Source organism: Alteromonas sp. ABH4_457 (genome assembly GCF_056160625.1).
This window is the reverse complement of the sequence record NZ_JBSWXN010000010.1, coordinates 74,593-90,489: the sequence shown is the minus strand read 5'-3', so window position 1 is coordinate 90,489 and position 15,897 is coordinate 74,593. Positions and strand designations below refer to the sequence as shown.

The following is a 15,897-nucleotide window of genomic DNA, read 5'->3' as shown; positions in this document are numbered from 1 at the left end:
AGGATGAATGTGATATGTTGATGTGAACATAAGGAGAGCAGATTTGAACACCACGTCCGGTATTGTCAGACACATCCACCGCGTGAATGCGTTGAAAAACATGGCAGAAAAGATGGGCCAGTTGCCGGCTATCCATGCCCTGCAACAATGGCAGTGTGAACGTTTGCTGGTGACTCACGCAGATCTGGCGGCTCAGCCACAGTACCGCCAGGCTATGGCCTTTTTCACTGAAGAGCTCTACGGACCGAAAGATTTTTCACAGCGGGATGCTGATATCGCGCGGGTGATCCCGAAACTGGCAAAAGTATTGCCAGACAAAGCCATGAAGGCGCTGGATGACGCTCTTGCACTGAATGCCCTCTCTTTTGAACTGGATCAAAAGGTTGTTGAGGCACTACAGTCCCAGCCGCTTAACAACAATACCTATGCACTGGCCTACCGTGAAGCGGGTGATAAAGCAGCAAGAATACAGCAAATTGACATCATCCGGCACTTGGGACAACAACTGGCCGCAATCATTAAAATACGGGGTATTGGTATGCTTATCTCGGTATCCCGCCGTCCGGCAAAACTTGCGGGACTTCTTTCTCTGCACGAATTTTTGCAGCGGGGATACGATACCTTCAGACAACTTGGCGATGTTGAGCGCTTTACCGGACCGGTTATTGCCCGTGAGCAACAATTAATGTTACAACTGTTTTCCGACGATTTTAGCCTTGGAAACAATCCTGTACCCCATGTACCCGAACGATGACTACCAGCCGGAATGGGCACTGCCTGCCCCTTTCGTTAAACCATGGCAAATAAACGACTCCCACATAGATCACTATCAGCACCTTAACAATGTGGCCTATCTGTCACAGCTGGAGTCGCTGGCCTGGTCACATTCAAATCATCTGGGACTGACATTCGATGATTACCGGGCATGCGGTAAAGGTATGGTGATCCACCGTCACGAACTGGACTATCTGTTACCCTGTCACGAAGGTGATACATTATTGTGTGCCACCTGGATTGTGGAATGCGACGGTAAGCTGAACCTTGAGCGACGCTTCCAGTTTGTTTGTCCCGTGCGCCGGAAAACGGTGTTTGCCGCCAGAACCCGTTTTGTTTGCGTCAATTTAAAAACCGGTGCCCCTGCGCGTATGCCTGCACTGTTTAAAAATACGTATACTGAAGCGGTGACAACGTCGTGAACAAATGGTTGCTGGCTGCCCTTGTGTTGTCTCTCACCCTTAACGGCATATTGCTGGTAACCCGCCGGGAAACCGTTACACAGCAGGTTGTCCCGCTGGCAGACAGTACTGAAGAAAGTATTCGCCCTGCTGTGCAAGCCCCCGCACCGACAAGCTTCCCCCTTTCAGTCTCAGATCTCATGCAGGAGGAAAGGCCTTCAGCGGCTACACTGCAAGCCTGGTTTAATAATGGCGATCCACGCTTTTTTCCTGCCCTCACTGCCGCCCTCAGAGATCAACCCTATAACTGGGAATTGTTACTGCTGGAAGCAATGTGGGTAAAACGTGAGGAACCGTTAAGCGAAGCTATCATCCAGTACTACAAAATTCTTGAGCGAAACCCTCCGCCGCAGGTAGAACAGGATATCTCCGCATTGATTACCCAAATGGCAGATACCGCAGCAGAAAAGCTCCGGCTCGCCGGCGACTGGGACACCCTTGCGGCTTTTGTGGAGCCACTTTACCAGTACCGGCCGGAAGATCGTTTTTATACCCTGCAACTGGCAGAGGCGTATGGCAGACAGCAAAAATTTACGCTGATGGAAAATGTACTGGCTTCGCTGCCATCTGAAGACCGGCAGGCTGAAGCGCTTCGGCGTGTACTGTATCCTCAGGCCGCAGACGCACAAAGTGAAGATATCCCGCCCGCCGAGGAAGAACGTGAGGTATCCGGTAACGCATTCACGATGCCGCTGGAACAAACCGGCGATCATTATCTCGCGCCACTGACACTTAACGGCCGCCACTCAAGATTGCTGGTAGATACCGGTGCATCGGTTACAACGGTGACGACGGAGGTATTCAGACAAGTAGCCAGACGGGGAAATTACCGGGACCTGGGAAATTTTGCAGTCAATACCGCAGGCGGCCGGGTAGACGCCCGCATGGTAACATTAAAAGAAGTAGAGTTTGGTCCGTGGCGACTGGCGGATGTATCGGTGCTGGTGCTGCCACCGGGTACGCTTGATGGCACTGAGGGACTGTTAGGCATGAATATTCTCAAGCGGTTTCATTTCCGCATTGACCAGGCCGGGAATGCGCTGCTGCTGGATCCCATTCACTAAGCCCGGTTTTATAAAACCGGGCTTAGTCTGCTTCGAACCGTTACAAAGCCGCTGCGACTTTTGTTCCTTGCTCAATGGCCCGTTTGGCATCGAGTTCACGGGCTTCATCTGCACCGCCGATAAGATGACACGGTTTCGTCAGGCCTTCCTGCAATGCCCGCAGCGGCTCCTGTCCGGCACAAATGATCACATTATCTACCGGTAGTACCATTGACTTGCCCTCTACTGTGCAGTGAAAACCTTCATCATCAATGCGGTCATAGGTTACGCCAGCGATCATTTTCACTCCTTTCATCATAAGATTGGCGCGGTGAGACCATCCGGTCGTTTTACCCAGACCCGCGCCCACTTTGGAAGTTTTCCGCTGGAGCAGGAAGATTTCTCTGGATGACGGCTCTGGTGCAGGTTTAACCCCTTCCACACCAGCCCTTGCTGTCAGTGTCATATCCACGCCCCACTCTTTCATGAAAACGGGAATATCCAGGCTTGGCGCATTCTTCCCGTGTGACAGATACTCAGACACATCAAAACCGATCCCACCGGCACCGATTACCGCTACACGTTTACCCACCGTTTTTTTATCTCTGATCACGTCCAGATAGGTGAGAACTTTACTGTGTTCAATGCCCTCAATGTCGGGCACTCTCGGGGTAATACCAGTCGCCAGAATAACGTCATCAAAGTTGCCGTTATTCAGCGTGTCTGCGGTCACTCTGGTGTTCAGCTGAACATCTACGCCGGTAAGCTCAAGCTGACGGGCAAAATAGCGCAGGGTTTCATTAAACTCTTCTTTGCCCGGGATCTGTCTGGCGATATTGAACTGACCGCCAATCTCAGATGCACTGTCAAACAGCGTGACTTTATGCCCCCGCCGTGCAGCGGTAGTCGCCGCCGCCAGCCCTGCAGGACCGGCCCCGACCACAGCAATATGCTTCACTGACTGCGCCGGCGCAATTTGCAGTTGCAGTTCATGACAGGCCCGCGGGTTAACCAGACAACTAGTGAGTTTCCCGTTAAAAATATGGTCCAGACACGCCTGATTGCAGCCAATACAAGTATTTATTTCATCACTGCGGTTTTGTTCAGCTTTAATAACGAAGTCAGCATCTGCCAGAAATGGCCGCGCCATGGAAACCATATCCGCATCTCCCCGCGCCAACACGGCTTCTGCGACCTCCGGTGTATTGATGCGGTTACAGGTGATCAGCGGCACATTGAGCGCCGCCTTAAACTTCGCAGTCACCCAGGTGAAAGCAGCCCGCGGCACCCGTGTTGAAATGGTAGGAATTCGCGCTTCATGCCAGCCGATCCCGGTATTGATAAGATTCGCGCCGGCTTCCTCAATAGCCAGCCCCAGCTTCACCACTTCATCGTATGTAGAGCCGCCTTCGACTAAGTCCAGCATGGAAAGCCGGTAAATAATGATGAAGTTATCACCGGTGGCTTCACGGACCCGGCGCACCACTTCAACCGGCAGACGCATTCTGTTCTCATAACTGCCTCCCCAGTCATCATCACGCTGATTCGTGCGGACTGCAATAAACTGATTCAGGAAATAACCTTCAGAACCCATGATTTCCACACCGTCATAACCGGCTTTCTGCGCCTGAGTGGCAGCAAAAATAAAGTCACTGATCTGTTGTTCGATTTCTTCTTCTGTCAGCGCTTTGGGTTTGTACGGATTAATCGGCGCCTGAATAGCCGATGGCGCCACCAGCTTCTCCGAGTAGGCATAACGGCCGGTATGCAGGATTTGCATACAAATTTTCCCGCCTTCGGCATGGACCGCATCCGTCACTTCAAGATGATGGGCAACGGCCTTATCTGAATCCAGGCGCCGTGTGGCAGGATGGGTAGAGCCTTCTTCATTCGGTCCGATCCCACCGGTCACAATCAACGCCACACCGCCCCGGGCTCGTTCGGCATAGAATGCGGCCATGTGTTTGTGCCCGCCCGGCATTTCTTCAAGCCCGGTGTGCATAGAGCCCATGATGACGCGGTTCTTTAACTGAGTGAATCCCAAATCAAGGGGGCGAAACAGATGCGGATACGTGGTGGTGCTCATGTTTAGTCCTGATGGTTGCCTGTCATTGAAGTTGTAGCCAGGTTTGGTGAACAACGCAAACTTGACACCGTCAAGATAACACCAATGTTGACAGTGTCAAGATTAAACGGGACACTCCGCTTACCGACTTATCAGGAAACGCTATGACTTCCGGTTCTTCTTACCATCACGGTGATTTACGCAGTGCGCTCATTGAAGCGGCCACCACTATCATTGAAGACAGTGGCATAGACGCTTTGTCGCTGAGAAAGCTGGCAGAGGTAACGGGCGTATCGAGAACCGCCCCGTATCACCATTTTAAAGATAAAAATGCATTACTCAGTGCTATTGCTGCTAAAGGGTTTGACGACTGGCACGCCTCCGCCAGAGCTATTTTTGAACAGGAAGATCTGACTCCGGCTACCCGTTTCCGCCGCTTTATCCACCAGTATGTCAATTATGCCGCGAACCACCCGCAGGTGTATGAACTGATGTTCGGGCGGACGTTATGGCACAACGATCAGGCAACAGCACAGTTGAAAGACATTGCTTATCCCTGTTTCCAATACCAGCTCACCATGACCCGCACCTGGCAGTCCAGTGGCCTGCTCCCTGAAGATCAGGATGCGCTGAGGCTGGCGCAGGTCACCTGGAGTACCCTGCACGGTATCGCAAGACTATTAATTGATGGTATTTACGCCGACGAGTCGCATATCAGCGAAATGTGCGACTGTGCCGCAGACGTGTTTATCCGCTCTGCCGGATTAAAGTAAGCCCTGAAGGCGAAGTACCTTTTACAGAAAACCGGCCGGTTCAGGGGTGGCCGGCACTGCGGATGATCAGGTCCGCCACCCGCTCGGCAATCATCACCACCGGCGCATTGGTATTGCCCCCGGGCAACACAGGCATGACCGACGCATCTGCTACCCGCAGGCCATTAACCCCTCTTACGCGACACTGATTGTCAGTCACCGCCATTTCATCGTCTGCCGCTCCCATTTTGCAGGTGCCCACAGGATGATAGATACTTTCCGCATGCTCACGGATAAATTCGTCCAGCAATGCCTCATCGTTATTCCCTTGTGGCGGTGACAATCGTTTTCCCCGCACGTCATCGAAAGCCGCGCTGTTTACCAGCTTGTCTGCCAGAGCAACCCCCTCGAGCAGCACTTTTTTATCGTCGGGATGGGTGAGATAAGTAGGCTCGATTAGCGGATGGTCAGCAGGATGACTGCTTTGCAAAGAGATACTGCCACGGCTTTTCGGATACAGGGCACAAACGTGGACCCCGAAACCGTATCCGTAAACCGAGCGGCGGCCATGTTCAGCCAGAATGGCCGGCAGGAAATGAAATTGCAGATCCGGCTGACCGGACTGCGCCAGAGAAGAAGAAGCGAAACCGCCGGCTTCAGCAATGTTAGAAGAAAGCAGGCCACCTGATGTGAACAAATACCGGAAACCGGCTGCTATGTAAGAGGGTATAGCAGAAAGGGCGACAGCATAGCCCTGACGGGACGTGCAACGGTATTGCACAATAGCGTCCAGATGATCTTGCAAGTTACGGCCTGTTCCCGGGGAGTCCGCGACCACATGCACGCCTTTTTCCATCAGCATGTCACGGGGTCCTACCCCGGAGAGCATCAGCAAATGCGGTGAATTAATTGCCCCCCCGCACAGAATGACTTCTTTACGTGCGCCGATCCGGCGACCTTTGCCTTTATACCGCACCTGCACGCCGCTGGCGGTTTTACCGGTAAAAAGTACTTTTTCAGTGAGCGTCCGGGTATGTACCGTCAGGTTGGGCCGGTTCAACGCAGGTTTAAGATACGCCTGCGCCGTGGACCAGCGCCGGCCGTGCTTTTGGGTGACATCATAAAAGCCAAGCCCTTCCCGCTGTTCACGGTTGAAGTCGGTTCTGACAGGCAAACCGGCAGCATCTGCAGAATTCACAAAACACCGGGAAAGCGGATCGGTATGACGAAGCTTTTCAACTCTGAGGGGACCGCCGGTGCCATGATAAGCATCTGCGCCGCCGTGATAATCTTCTGCCTTTTTAAACCATGGCAGCACTTCGTTGTAACTCCAGCCGGCAGCGCCGGATTCAGCCCAGCGATCATAGTCTTCCCGCTGGCCGCGAATGTAGCACATGGCATTGACTGAACTGCTGCCCCCCAGAGTTTTCCCTCTGGGCCAGAAAAGTTCGCGGTCATTCAGCTCACTTTGCGGTGCAGTGAAATATCCCCAGCCAATGCTGTCAAAACGACTGAGCAAAGACAATCCGAACGGCACATGGATGAACGGATTGTTGTCTTTACCACCGGCTTCCAGCAGACACACAGTAACAGACGGATTTTCTGACAAACGGGCCGCCAGCACTGCGCCGGCAGATCCCGCTCCGGCGATCACATAATCATACTGTTCTTCAACCATACGCCACCTGCAATGTGCTTATTCAACTGCTCTTACCAGTTTAACAAATTGTCGGCTATTGTCTGTGTTTTTTATGTTACTGTAGTGACAGACTGAACCACAGGGACAGAGGATTGACACTCAGCTGGCGGGAAAAATGGAAAGTCGCCGTTTGCGGCCTGATGATAAAAACAGGCAGACTGACGTATGATGACTACACCACACAAGAACTACAGGCGTTACTGACTCCCCTGTTCCCCCGCTCTTTTCCGTTTGATGTACCGGGAGGAAAGGCCCGCCTGACTATCACGGAAGCACAGGTTCACTGTCAGGAAGAATCAAACAGGCTGGCACTGCAATGTTTTGCAGAACTCAACATTACGGTCCTCGATACCCCGCTTTACCGTGCCCATGTCATTGTCGTGATAAGCGGAACGCCGGTTTACGATATTCAAAACCATGTGATCAGTATTGAGGATCTCAAATCCGACGCTATCCAACTGGTTAATGACAACTATGCGCTGCTCAATGACACCCGCTCACTGATCCGTCAGATTGTGCCCGGGTTACAACTGGGTAAGTCACTGACTGAGTTTATCAGTGCTCCTCTTCTGAATATTGCCAGTATCGCCACCACCGGCAAAACTGACCGTTTGCTGTCGTATCTGCGCCTGTATCTTGATCATAACAAACAGCGTATTCTGGACTATCACAAACCGGAAATTGATGCGGTGTTGCAGCGCCATGCTGAAACGCAGGATCTCAGCTATGCATTAGGCGGCCACTGGCGGGAAGTTGTTTTTCACCGCTGGGGAAAACAGGTATTCGTGGTCAACGGCGGGTTGAGATTCAGTTTCCGCTGAGGTTAATGAAACCTTCACACTATTCAGCAATGACCGAACGGGGATAACTTTCAATCTGCTCGCCGATATCTTCAATACCCACTCCGGGTTCATCCACCGACCGGGCAAGAATGGCTAAAGCTTCATGGACATAACCGGCCAGAGGGCTGATGTCTTTGACATGCCGGTTACAGCACACCATCCCCACGTTTGCTGTTCCGTTGTAGGTCATCAGTGTGATATTCACGCCGCCACCCGGCGTCATGGTGGACACCGGATAACAGGCCAGTAATTTGCTGTCCTTCAGATAACGGGCTTCTTTTGGTCCGGGCAGGTTTGAAATTAAGATATTCGCTATGGGCTTGACGAAGTCTGACAAGTGTAACCATTCAAACACCAGTGATACCGCCTGAATAGTGATGGTGTACGCTTTGAATGCCCCCGGTGTCGCTTTTTGTGCAGCATGTTTGACGATGCGGTGATTCACAATGATTTGCCTTAACCGCACATACGGGTCCCGCTCGCCGTGGGCCAGTTCAACAGGCACAATGGCAATCTTATTACCGGTGGTCTTCTCGCCCGGTTTACGCAAATTAACCGGCATATTGGTATACAGTGGACGGGTAAACCGCTGTCCGTGATCTTTCAGAAAACGGTGAACCGCAATATCAAATACGCACAGCAATATTTCGTTAGCAGATGCCCGCGTGCGTCTTGCCAGCGCTTTAATCTCTGCAAAATCGATGTCTGTTGTAGTTACCGCCCTGCCTGCTCTCACCTGACCGGTAAGAGGCGTTTGCGTACCACTGAAGGGCAACGGCATGTAATGGGTGTTAATACGCACCAGCTTCATCAGCAGCCGCAACATAATGATGAAAAACTGCCAGCTGGTTTTCAGTCCCTGCCAGACAGCGAACAACCTGTCGCGCCAGCGCACCAGATGCTTTCTTTTGTGGCGCAGCCGTTTAAGTGCCCAGACCGGAGTAAATCCCTGCTCAGCAGGTCCGGCGGTATATCCGGCCTGAAACCAGCGAACAAGCGTTGCGCCGTCACCGTAGAGATGATGCACCCGCGCATAAATCACAAACTGACGGCTGGTGTTGTCATGCAAAAAAATAAATTGCCAGAGTGGCTTTTCCGGGTCGAGCCGCGAAGCATGCAGTGTTTCGGTGAGTTTATCGAGCTGTCTGCGATCCTGAATGTTTTCAGTAATATGAAATTGCACGTGATAATCCATATCCATGTGCTTTACAGGCTGCAAACCCAGGGGGTAACCCAGCAGCGTTTTAATTTTGCAATTAAATGGCGGGGTAATTTTTGTGTGCGATTTTACTTCTTCGTAAAGCGCCCTGACGTACTCTGAAGCACATGCCTGCTCAGGCATTTCAAGGATCTGCACACAACCCACATGCTTGGGACTGGCGTCAGACTCCGCCAGCCAGAAAGACTTGTCCAGAAAAGACAGTGAGCGGCCCATCAGTCTTCCCCGTCTGTCCAGTCAGTATGTTTCAGGTTTGCCAGACTGTGACGGGCAATCCCCTGATTCAGTTCAGCCAGGGTGCCCTCCGGTAAGGTTAACCGCGGCAATAAACTCATCATTAATAAAGACAGGCAGTGATATCGTTGAGATTCACCGTCCAGGCTGCGGCCAAGCTGGTCATATTGAAACGACTGGGTCAACACCAGGGTTAACAGTTCAGTAAGCAGAGGTAACTCCGCTTTTTCCAGGGTCAGAGAACCGGAGGATTTAAGCGCATGCAATACATTGCTTATCTGTTTTTCCAGCGCACTCACCACCTGATTTCTCACCTTGTGGGCGTGAGGATACTTTTCGGCAAGATCTGCCGGACTCCGGTAAAGAAATTCAAACAGATGCAGTTTCTCAATGATCATGTAGAAATAATAGAACACATCTTCCGCACTGATGCGGGCGGCAATATCACTTCGCAGTACATGCAGCATCTGATTTTTGTGAATGCTGATAAGGCGTTCAACAATCACTTCTTTGCCCTTGTAATGGTAGTACAGGTTACCCGGACTGATATCCAGTTCCATGGCAATATCTACACTGGTTACGCTGTTTTCGCCATGCTCATTGAACAGTGACAGCGCCGTGTAGAGTATTTTGTCTGCGGTTTTCATGTTCAGATAAACACCAGATAAAGCTGGGCAAACCCGGCTGCCAGGCCCAGTAATGCGCCTGTCAGAATAAGCTTCCATTCATCCTGCCGGTAAGCAGGACGCAATACGCCTTCAAATTCTTCCGGCGGGAGAGCCTGCATGCGGACCCGTAAATCATCTCCTACCCGTAAAGCAGAATGGGCGTAATCGTAAGCATAAAACAGGGCTTTATCTGAGTTTTCAAAAATACGCTGTACGGCCAGCGCTTTCATCTTGAAATAATTTTCAGAGCCGACACCCAACCCGAAATACGGCTGGGCAACGGCCACATAGCGCTCAATAGCATCATTGACGTGCAGCTCGATAAGCTCCAGTAACGATGCTGACCCGGAGCCGTGCAGGATCACATGGGTAATATTTTGCGGAGTGATAAGCTTGTTTTCGATGATTTCAGCATATACTCGTGACACTTCCGCCTGCCGTTTCAGAAACATGCCCTGAACAGTCACAGGACCAAACTTGCGGGGACGTTTAGGCTCGAAGATGATTTTAATAGCAATCCAGTTAGTGGCGTAGCCCACCAGCAATCCGCCCAGCGGCAATAACCACCAGGCCTGAAAATAGTGCCACAGAAACATGGTGGGTAAGCCGAAAAGAAAACCGAAATAAAAACCGGAACGGACGATGAACGGAAACTCTTTGGCACCGGCAGTAAGAAAAATTTCATTGATGAGTGAAGGCGAACCGACCAGTTGCTCGACTACCAGCTCTTTGATGTTCAGAATTTCATTTATATTTAACTGAAAATCTGTGACCAGCTTTTTTACAACCCGGGGCATGTCATTTTCAATCCGGCGGTAAACCAGATTCTTTCCCTGCACCGGCACTGCGGCCCATAAATCCGGTGCTGAAGCTTCCATCACCTCGTTGACCACACTTTTCAGCACCTGCTTTAAGCGCCGTTCGATGGCACAGGCCAGCTGTTCGCCGTCCAGGCGTTGGGCGAGTTCTTCAACACTGAGCAGTTTGCCCAGAACCAGCTCTACTTCAATTTCAGCCATTTCCCGCCGTTTTGCCGGGATCAGCCCCTGCCAGCCAAAAAATGGTCTGATCCCCTTAAATTCAATGGGATAAAACATCATTTTGACCGCCAGATAATTGGTCACCCAACCCACAATCGCGCTGATAAACGGGATAGACAGCAGGCTAAGCAGTTCCGGGTTCCATTCCATGCAAGCTATTGTTTTTGGCTATTTTACCGACATAGCTTCAGGCTAAAGGGAGATTGCATATTTAGCAAACCTTTTGCGGTGAAAGCTTGATCTGCGCCATACGTTCAAAATTAGGTAGAGCATTCAAATTATTCCTGCCAGGCTGGTTAATATCACTGCAAGTGATGCGTTTCCAAAGATCAGTAAGAGGCCGGTATTATGGTATTTTTCTCAAAATCGAATGCAATAGAGCAGGATATTGAACTGGCTTCTGATTATGCTGAATACCGTGAAGCCTGCCTGGCTCACGACGCCCTTACCGGCGCAGACGACTGGAAGCGAAAAGAAGCCAGCAGAGATTACGACTACCGGTTGATACGAAAACGTGTTCAACGCATGCAGTCAGCCAGAAAGTTACAGGATGTGACCGGCCTGATGTCGGTACTCCATGAAGGATTGCATGGTAATCTGGGTAATATCGCCAACCCTGCCCTGCTTACACACAGTAAAACGGGCACCAAGCAGCTTATCGAAACCTTTATCAGCGAAGTGGTCATGGCACTGGATGCCATTTACCGGGCTGATGAATCTGTGGTGGATTTTTTCCATAAAAAGCAGTTTTTTGAAGAGACGGCTCATGCATTCGGCCGTTCCTGTCTGATGCTGTCCGGTGGTGCCGGTCTGGGATTTTTTCACGCCGGTGTAGTGAAATCCCTCAATGAACACAACCTGTTGCCCACCGTGATATCAGGGGCCAGTGCCGGTGCTATTATCGCCGCTATGATTGGCACAAAAAACCAGCAGGAACTGCAGGAAGCCCTGTCTCCTGAGTTTATTCTGAGTAAGTTTCGTTACTGGAGAAAATGGTCAGGGTTTGGCAGGAAGTCGCTGCTGGATGCCACAGCGCTGGAAAATACCCTCATTGAACTGTTTGATCTGATGACTTTTGAAGAGGCTTTCAGTAAGACCGGGCGTCATATCAACATTTCCGTATCACCGATGGATTTACATCAACAATCACGGGTACTCAACGCCAAAACATCTCCGAATGCTATTATTACTCAGGCTGTGCGGGCCTCCACCGCCGTCCCGTTATTTTTCAGCCCCGTGCAACTACGCGCTAAAAATGCTGCCGGCGATATCATACCGTACATCCCTAACCGCCGGTTCGTGGACGGCTCACTCATGGCGGATTTGCCTTTCAGACAATTGTCACGGTTATACGGTGTTAACCACAGCATCGTCAGCCAGACAAATCCCCTGGCTGTGCCTTTTTTATCCTCAAACCGCGCCGGTGCTACTACACTGACCGGACTGACATTCCGCCACATCAGTCAACTGGCGAAGTCTAACAGCATTTTTGCGTTCGACATGCTTGAGAACCTCACCGGTAACAAGGCTGCCCGCCTCGCAATTCATAAAGTACGGTCGGTCATTGACCAGCAGTACGTAGGCAATATTAATATTCTTCCTCATAATCAGCTCAGGAGTCTCAGTCAGATCCTCGCCAACCCGACTTCAGAAAGTATTACATCGCTGATACGCAGCGGCGAGAAGGCTACCTGGGAGCACATTGATGTTATTGAAAGAAATACTAAAATTAGCGAGACGTTACGCTTATATTTAGCTAAGCTAAAAGAACGGGAAGCCAGGGAATCAGGGCACTGATAAAAAACCGGAAAGGAAGACCCGGAGTATTTTAACGCTCAGGAATGCCGTGAACCGCAATGCCACTCAGGCTGACAGCCAGTATGTCAGCAAAGTCAAAAAACTCATTGAACTTGTCGATCCTGTGGATACGGCAAAGCCCTCGGTGGTGACATATGCCAGACACTTTTATGCGGTTACCGCAGACCTGAAAAAGCGCATTCAGAGCCTGGCGCAGGAAGTCAAAGTTGTCAGCGAAACCAGGGCCAACATTGCCGTGCTGGAAGATCTGAAGAAGCAACATAAATCCGCGGTGCAGCAACTTGAGAAAGAACAGGCAGATCGCCAGCGCCTGATAATCACTATTGTGTCGCAGATAATTTCCCTGAGTGAAGGGGAAACTTATTATGAGACCCAGACCGCCAGCTCCCGCTTTCTGGGCACATTGCTTCTGCTCACGCGGGGTAAAGATGGCAATTACGCCCGCTATCATCAACGGCTTAAACCGCTTTACAAAGCAGTACTAGCTCTCAGATTAAGTGACAAAGTGCTGGCAGACAGCAGCGTAAAACATAGCTATTTATCAAAGTATGCCGGCGTACTTGAACGGTTTACCGATGAAGTAAAAATGCGGGAATGGGCAAACTTCATCGCCACCCCTGTCATCGCAGCGGCTATTTTTCAGGACATCGGACTTTATCACGAAGAGGCTGTGCGCATTCTGTACGGGGAAGACGGCGAAGATGATCCGTTCAGAGAACTGGATGAATCTTTCCGCAAGCAACTGTTAAAGATTAACTATCAGCAAACACTGACCTTTATCAGAGACGGTGTTTCCTTTATCGGTTGTGAACAGAACAAAGGCCCCCACGGCTTTCTTATGGAACTGATGCAGGACACATTCACCGGTAAATCCGGAATCGGCGATATTTTAAAAATCCCGCAGGTCTATTCCTCCATTGTTCTGTCAACCAAGCCCGGCTATAACCGCTCTATGCTGCCGAAGGGTTATATGCTGATTGAACAAATGGCGAAACAAAAAAGTGTTAACAGCCGGCTCGCTGAGCACTTCATCAATATTGTGGGTTATTTCCCTCAGGGATTCGGCGTGTGCTTCATTCCGGTGAATGAAAAAGGTCAGGAAAAAGACCAGTATGAATATGCCATTGTGTCCCGGTTAAACCCGGAGCATCCTGCTGAACCGGTTTGCAAAATTGTGTCCAGAAACCTGACCTTTTTTGCTGCCGGCAAAGAAGAACGGGTAGCGAAAGACAGAAATCTGTTCTTTAACGCCACCAAACAAAAACTGATGAAAATTGACCGCGCACGCATGACAGAAATCATGAGTCAGTTGAAAAAGAACTTCACCATCGCCGATGTGGACGAACACATTCCGGCATTCTGGGAACCCCACGACTTCTTTGCCGACCGCAAAAACCAATCTATCTGGCGGTGATAATGATGAGTCAGTACAGTTGATAACAATGGCCTGCGTATTTGTTTTGAAATCCGCAGGCATCGCCAGCCAGCCAGCCATTTAACTGTCAATTTTCTGAATCAGTTCATCCAGCTTTTCAATATTGCTGACGGTAGTTTTTACCAGGTTATCGATTTCGTCGGAAGACTGTTTTGAATTCCCGGCAAGGGTTCGCACTTCATCGGCAACAACGGCAAATCCCCGCCCAGTTTCTCCGGCCCTCGCAGCTTCAATGGCTGCGTTGAGAGCCAGTAAGTTGGTTTGTTCAGAGATACTATTAATTGTGCCGACGATAGAGCTGATCGTCTGACTGGTTGTTAATAACTCTTTCATAGCAACCAGCGTCTGGTTAACCGCCTGTTTGCGGGTGCTCACATCAATGGCGAAGAACACGTAGCGTGTGATATCGCCATTAAAACTCTTCAGCGCACTAATCCGCGCATCAAAAGCGAGATATTTGTCACTTTCATGGATTTCGATAACTTTCGATACAAACCCATTCTGATTGAGCTGTTCTTTATCTTCCGCACTCAGGGCCTGCAGAATACGCTGCGCAAATACGTCCTGATTAACTACACCGGTCAGCGTGGTTCTGAGCAATTTATTCACGTCCACCACTTTGCCGCCGGGCTCCATTTCCATCAGTACCAGTGCACTTCCGATTGCTTTCAGTTTATTCGTGAAATCCAGCGCCATCTGTTTCACCCGGGTAATATCAGCCTGTACTGCAATGAAATTAACCAGCTTTCCGTCCTGAAACACCGGGTTTATTGAAAGCGACGTCCAGTAAGGCGCACCATCTTTCCGGTAATTCAGAATTTCATCGTAAAAGGCTTCCCGGTTCTTAATTTTCTGACGGATAACATCGACAGTCCTGGGGTCGGTCTCTTCCCCCTGCAGAAAGGAGCCCGGCTTCCGCCCCTTCACTTCAGTCAGTGTCCAGCCGGTTAACCCCTCAAAGCCATTATTCACGTACTCAATCAGACCTTCTGCATCAGAGATAATCACTGCATTGTCAGTTTCATTCGCCACCAGCGACAGCATACGTTGCAGCTCACGTTGCTCAACTTCATCCGTAACATCTTTAACAAACGCGGTGTAAAGCGTCCGCTCATCAAGACGTACTTTAGAAAGAGACAACTTTCCCCACAATGTATCGCCGTGCTTTGTTTCAATTTTCACTTCGCGGCTGGTGCCGACAATTTTGTCCTGTCCGGTACGGCGGTTTGCATTCACATATTCGTCATGGTTAGCCTGAATGGCGTGGGGCACCAGCATCTTAACGTTTTGCCCGATCACTTCGTCCCGGCTGTACCCCCACATTTTTTCAGCAGAGGCATTAAACAGCGTCACCAGATTGTTGTGGTCGATGCATACTACCGCATCCAGAGCCTGCTCAAGGGTTTGCTCAACAATTTCCCGCGACTCACGCTCCTCCGTGACATCCCGGACAAAAGCCGTGTAATGCTTCTTGCCGTTAACGATCACCTGAGACAGCGCCAGTTGAACCCAGATACGCTTACCAGATTTTGTTTCCAGCTCAACTTCCCTGGCGCTGCCCACTATCTTATTCACACCGGTCTGACGGTGAGCATTGACGTAGCTGTCATGATTACTCTGATGTTCGCGGGGAACCAGCATCTGAATATTGCGACCTAGCACTTCCTGAGGCGAATACCCCCAGAGCTGTTGTGCGGCGTCATTATAAAAGGTGACCTTGTTGTGTTCATTAATGGTCACTACGGCGAGTATGGATTGTTGAAGTGCTTGTTCTGCTGCGTCGTTGCGTGAAAAAAACGGCATGCCCTGTCCTCCTTTTAAAGAAGGTATAGAAGCACCCGGCCACT

Annotated in this window: 13 protein-coding genes; 7 read left to right on the top strand and 6 right to left on the bottom strand. The window is 50.5% G+C overall.

What is annotated here, in order from left to right:
* The first annotated feature begins 43 nt into the window (after positions 1–43).
* Genes ACXAGR_RS23075 through ACXAGR_RS23065 form a run of 3 tightly spaced genes read left to right on the top strand, consistent with a single transcriptional unit; the run spans position 44 to position 2,299 of the window.
* Positions 44–754 (top strand): DUF8198 family protein, encoded by a 711-nt coding sequence (locus ACXAGR_RS23075; protein WP_474852772.1) that lies wholly within the window; start codon positions 44–46, stop codon positions 752–754.
* Positions 738–1,196 carry an acyl-CoA thioesterase gene (locus ACXAGR_RS23070; protein WP_474852771.1) on the top strand — a complete coding sequence of 153 codons (459 nt, stop codon included), beginning with the start codon at positions 738–740 and terminating at the stop codon, positions 1,194–1,196. The genes ACXAGR_RS23075 and ACXAGR_RS23070 overlap by 17 nt, the downstream gene beginning before the upstream one ends.
* Entirely contained in the window at positions 1,193–2,299 is a 1,107-nt protein-coding gene (locus ACXAGR_RS23065) for a retropepsin-like aspartic protease family protein (protein ID WP_474852769.1), read from the top strand. The genes ACXAGR_RS23070 and ACXAGR_RS23065 overlap by 4 nt, the downstream gene beginning before the upstream one ends.
* Before the next feature lie 40 nt (positions 2,300–2,339).
* Here ACXAGR_RS23065 and ACXAGR_RS23060 read toward each other — a convergent pair whose 3' ends face one another.
* Complete coding sequence (locus tag ACXAGR_RS23060) at positions 2,340–4,364, bottom strand: oxidoreductase (protein WP_474852767.1); 2,025 nt, start codon at positions 4,362–4,364, stop codon at positions 2,340–2,342.
* A gap of 143 nt (positions 4,365–4,507) precedes the next feature.
* On the opposite strand from ACXAGR_RS23060, the gene ACXAGR_RS23055 reads away from it, so the two are divergent.
* Entirely contained in the window at positions 4,508–5,116 is a 609-nt protein-coding gene (locus ACXAGR_RS23055) for a TetR/AcrR family transcriptional regulator (RefSeq protein ID WP_474852765.1), read from the top strand.
* A gap of 40 nt (positions 5,117–5,156) precedes the next feature.
* Here ACXAGR_RS23055 and ACXAGR_RS23050 read toward each other — a convergent pair whose 3' ends face one another.
* Entirely contained in the window at positions 5,157–6,773 is a 1,617-nt protein-coding gene (locus tag ACXAGR_RS23050) for a GMC family oxidoreductase (RefSeq protein WP_474852764.1), read from the bottom strand.
* A gap of 113 nt (positions 6,774–6,886) precedes the next feature.
* On the opposite strand from ACXAGR_RS23050, the gene ACXAGR_RS23045 reads away from it, so the two are divergent.
* Complete coding sequence (locus ACXAGR_RS23045) at positions 6,887–7,615, top strand: DUF4403 family protein (RefSeq protein ID WP_474852762.1); 729 nt, start codon at positions 6,887–6,889, stop codon at positions 7,613–7,615.
* A gap of 19 nt (positions 7,616–7,634) precedes the next feature.
* Here ACXAGR_RS23045 and ACXAGR_RS23040 read toward each other — a convergent pair whose 3' ends face one another.
* Genes ACXAGR_RS23040 through ACXAGR_RS23030 form a run of 3 tightly spaced genes read right to left on the bottom strand, consistent with a single transcriptional unit; the run spans position 7,635 to position 10,947 of the window.
* On the bottom strand, positions 7,635–9,071 hold the full coding sequence (locus tag ACXAGR_RS23040) for a wax ester/triacylglycerol synthase domain-containing protein (protein WP_474846476.1): 1,437 nt from the start codon (positions 9,069–9,071) through the stop codon (positions 7,635–7,637).
* A complete protein-coding gene (locus tag ACXAGR_RS23035; RefSeq protein ID WP_474852760.1) occupies positions 9,071–9,736 on the bottom strand; it encodes a TetR/AcrR family transcriptional regulator in 666 nt (221 codons plus the stop codon). Before ACXAGR_RS23035 ends, ACXAGR_RS23040 begins: the two co-directional genes overlap by 1 nt.
* A gap of 2 nt (positions 9,737–9,738) precedes the next feature.
* On the bottom strand, positions 9,739–10,947 hold the full coding sequence (locus ACXAGR_RS23030; protein ID WP_474852758.1) for a DUF445 domain-containing protein: 1,209 nt from the start codon (positions 10,945–10,947) through the stop codon (positions 9,739–9,741).
* 195 nt (positions 10,948–11,142) lie between these two features.
* Here ACXAGR_RS23030 and ACXAGR_RS23025 point away from each other — a divergent pair, with 195 nt between their 5' ends.
* Together ACXAGR_RS23025 and ACXAGR_RS23020 are read left to right on the top strand one after the other, a co-directional pair.
* Positions 11,143–12,594 carry a DUF3336 domain-containing protein gene (locus tag ACXAGR_RS23025; protein WP_474852829.1) on the top strand — a complete coding sequence of 484 codons (1,452 nt, stop codon included), beginning with the start codon at positions 11,143–11,145 and terminating at the stop codon, positions 12,592–12,594.
* A 49-nt stretch (positions 12,595–12,643) separates the two neighbouring features.
* Positions 12,644–14,029 (top strand): hypothetical protein, encoded by a 1,386-nt coding sequence (locus tag ACXAGR_RS23020; protein ID WP_474846482.1) that lies wholly within the window; start codon positions 12,644–12,646, stop codon positions 14,027–14,029.
* A gap of 81 nt (positions 14,030–14,110) precedes the next feature.
* Here the strand turns inward: ACXAGR_RS23020 and ACXAGR_RS23015 are convergent, their stop codons facing one another.
* The gene (locus tag ACXAGR_RS23015) at positions 14,111–15,853 is read right to left on the bottom strand and encodes a PAS domain S-box protein (protein ID WP_474852756.1); all 1,743 of its coding nucleotides are present in this window, start codon (positions 15,851–15,853) and stop codon (positions 14,111–14,113) included.
* Positions 15,854–15,897 lie beyond the last annotated feature (44 nt).

Excerpts from the sequence above, each read along its gene's own strand:
- ACXAGR_RS23070 (WP_474852771.1), top strand. The coding sequence starts at position 738 with ATGTACCCGAACGATGACTACCAGCCGGAATGGGCACTGCCTGCCCCT.
- ACXAGR_RS23060 (WP_474852767.1), bottom strand. The coding sequence starts at position 4,364 with ATGAGCACCACCACGTATCCGCATCTGTTTCGCCCCCTTGATTTGGGA.
- ACXAGR_RS23055 (WP_474852765.1), top strand. The coding sequence starts at position 4,508 with ATGACTTCCGGTTCTTCTTACCATCACGGTGATTTACGCAGTGCGCTC.
- ACXAGR_RS23050 (WP_474852764.1), bottom strand. The coding sequence starts at position 6,773 with ATGGTTGAAGAACAGTATGATTATGTGATCGCCGGAGCGGGATCTGCC.
- ACXAGR_RS23040 (WP_474846476.1), bottom strand. The coding sequence starts at position 9,071 with ATGGGCCGCTCACTGTCTTTTCTGGACAAGTCTTTCTGGCTGGCGGAG.
- ACXAGR_RS23035 (WP_474852760.1), bottom strand. The coding sequence starts at position 9,736 with ATGAAAACCGCAGACAAAATACTCTACACGGCGCTGTCACTGTTCAAT.
- ACXAGR_RS23030 (WP_474852758.1), bottom strand. The coding sequence starts at position 10,947 with ATGGAATGGAACCCGGAACTGCTTAGCCTGCTGTCTATCCCGTTTATC.
- ACXAGR_RS23015 (WP_474852756.1), bottom strand. The coding sequence starts at position 15,853 with ATGCCGTTTTTTTCACGCAACGACGCAGCAGAACAAGCACTTCAACAA.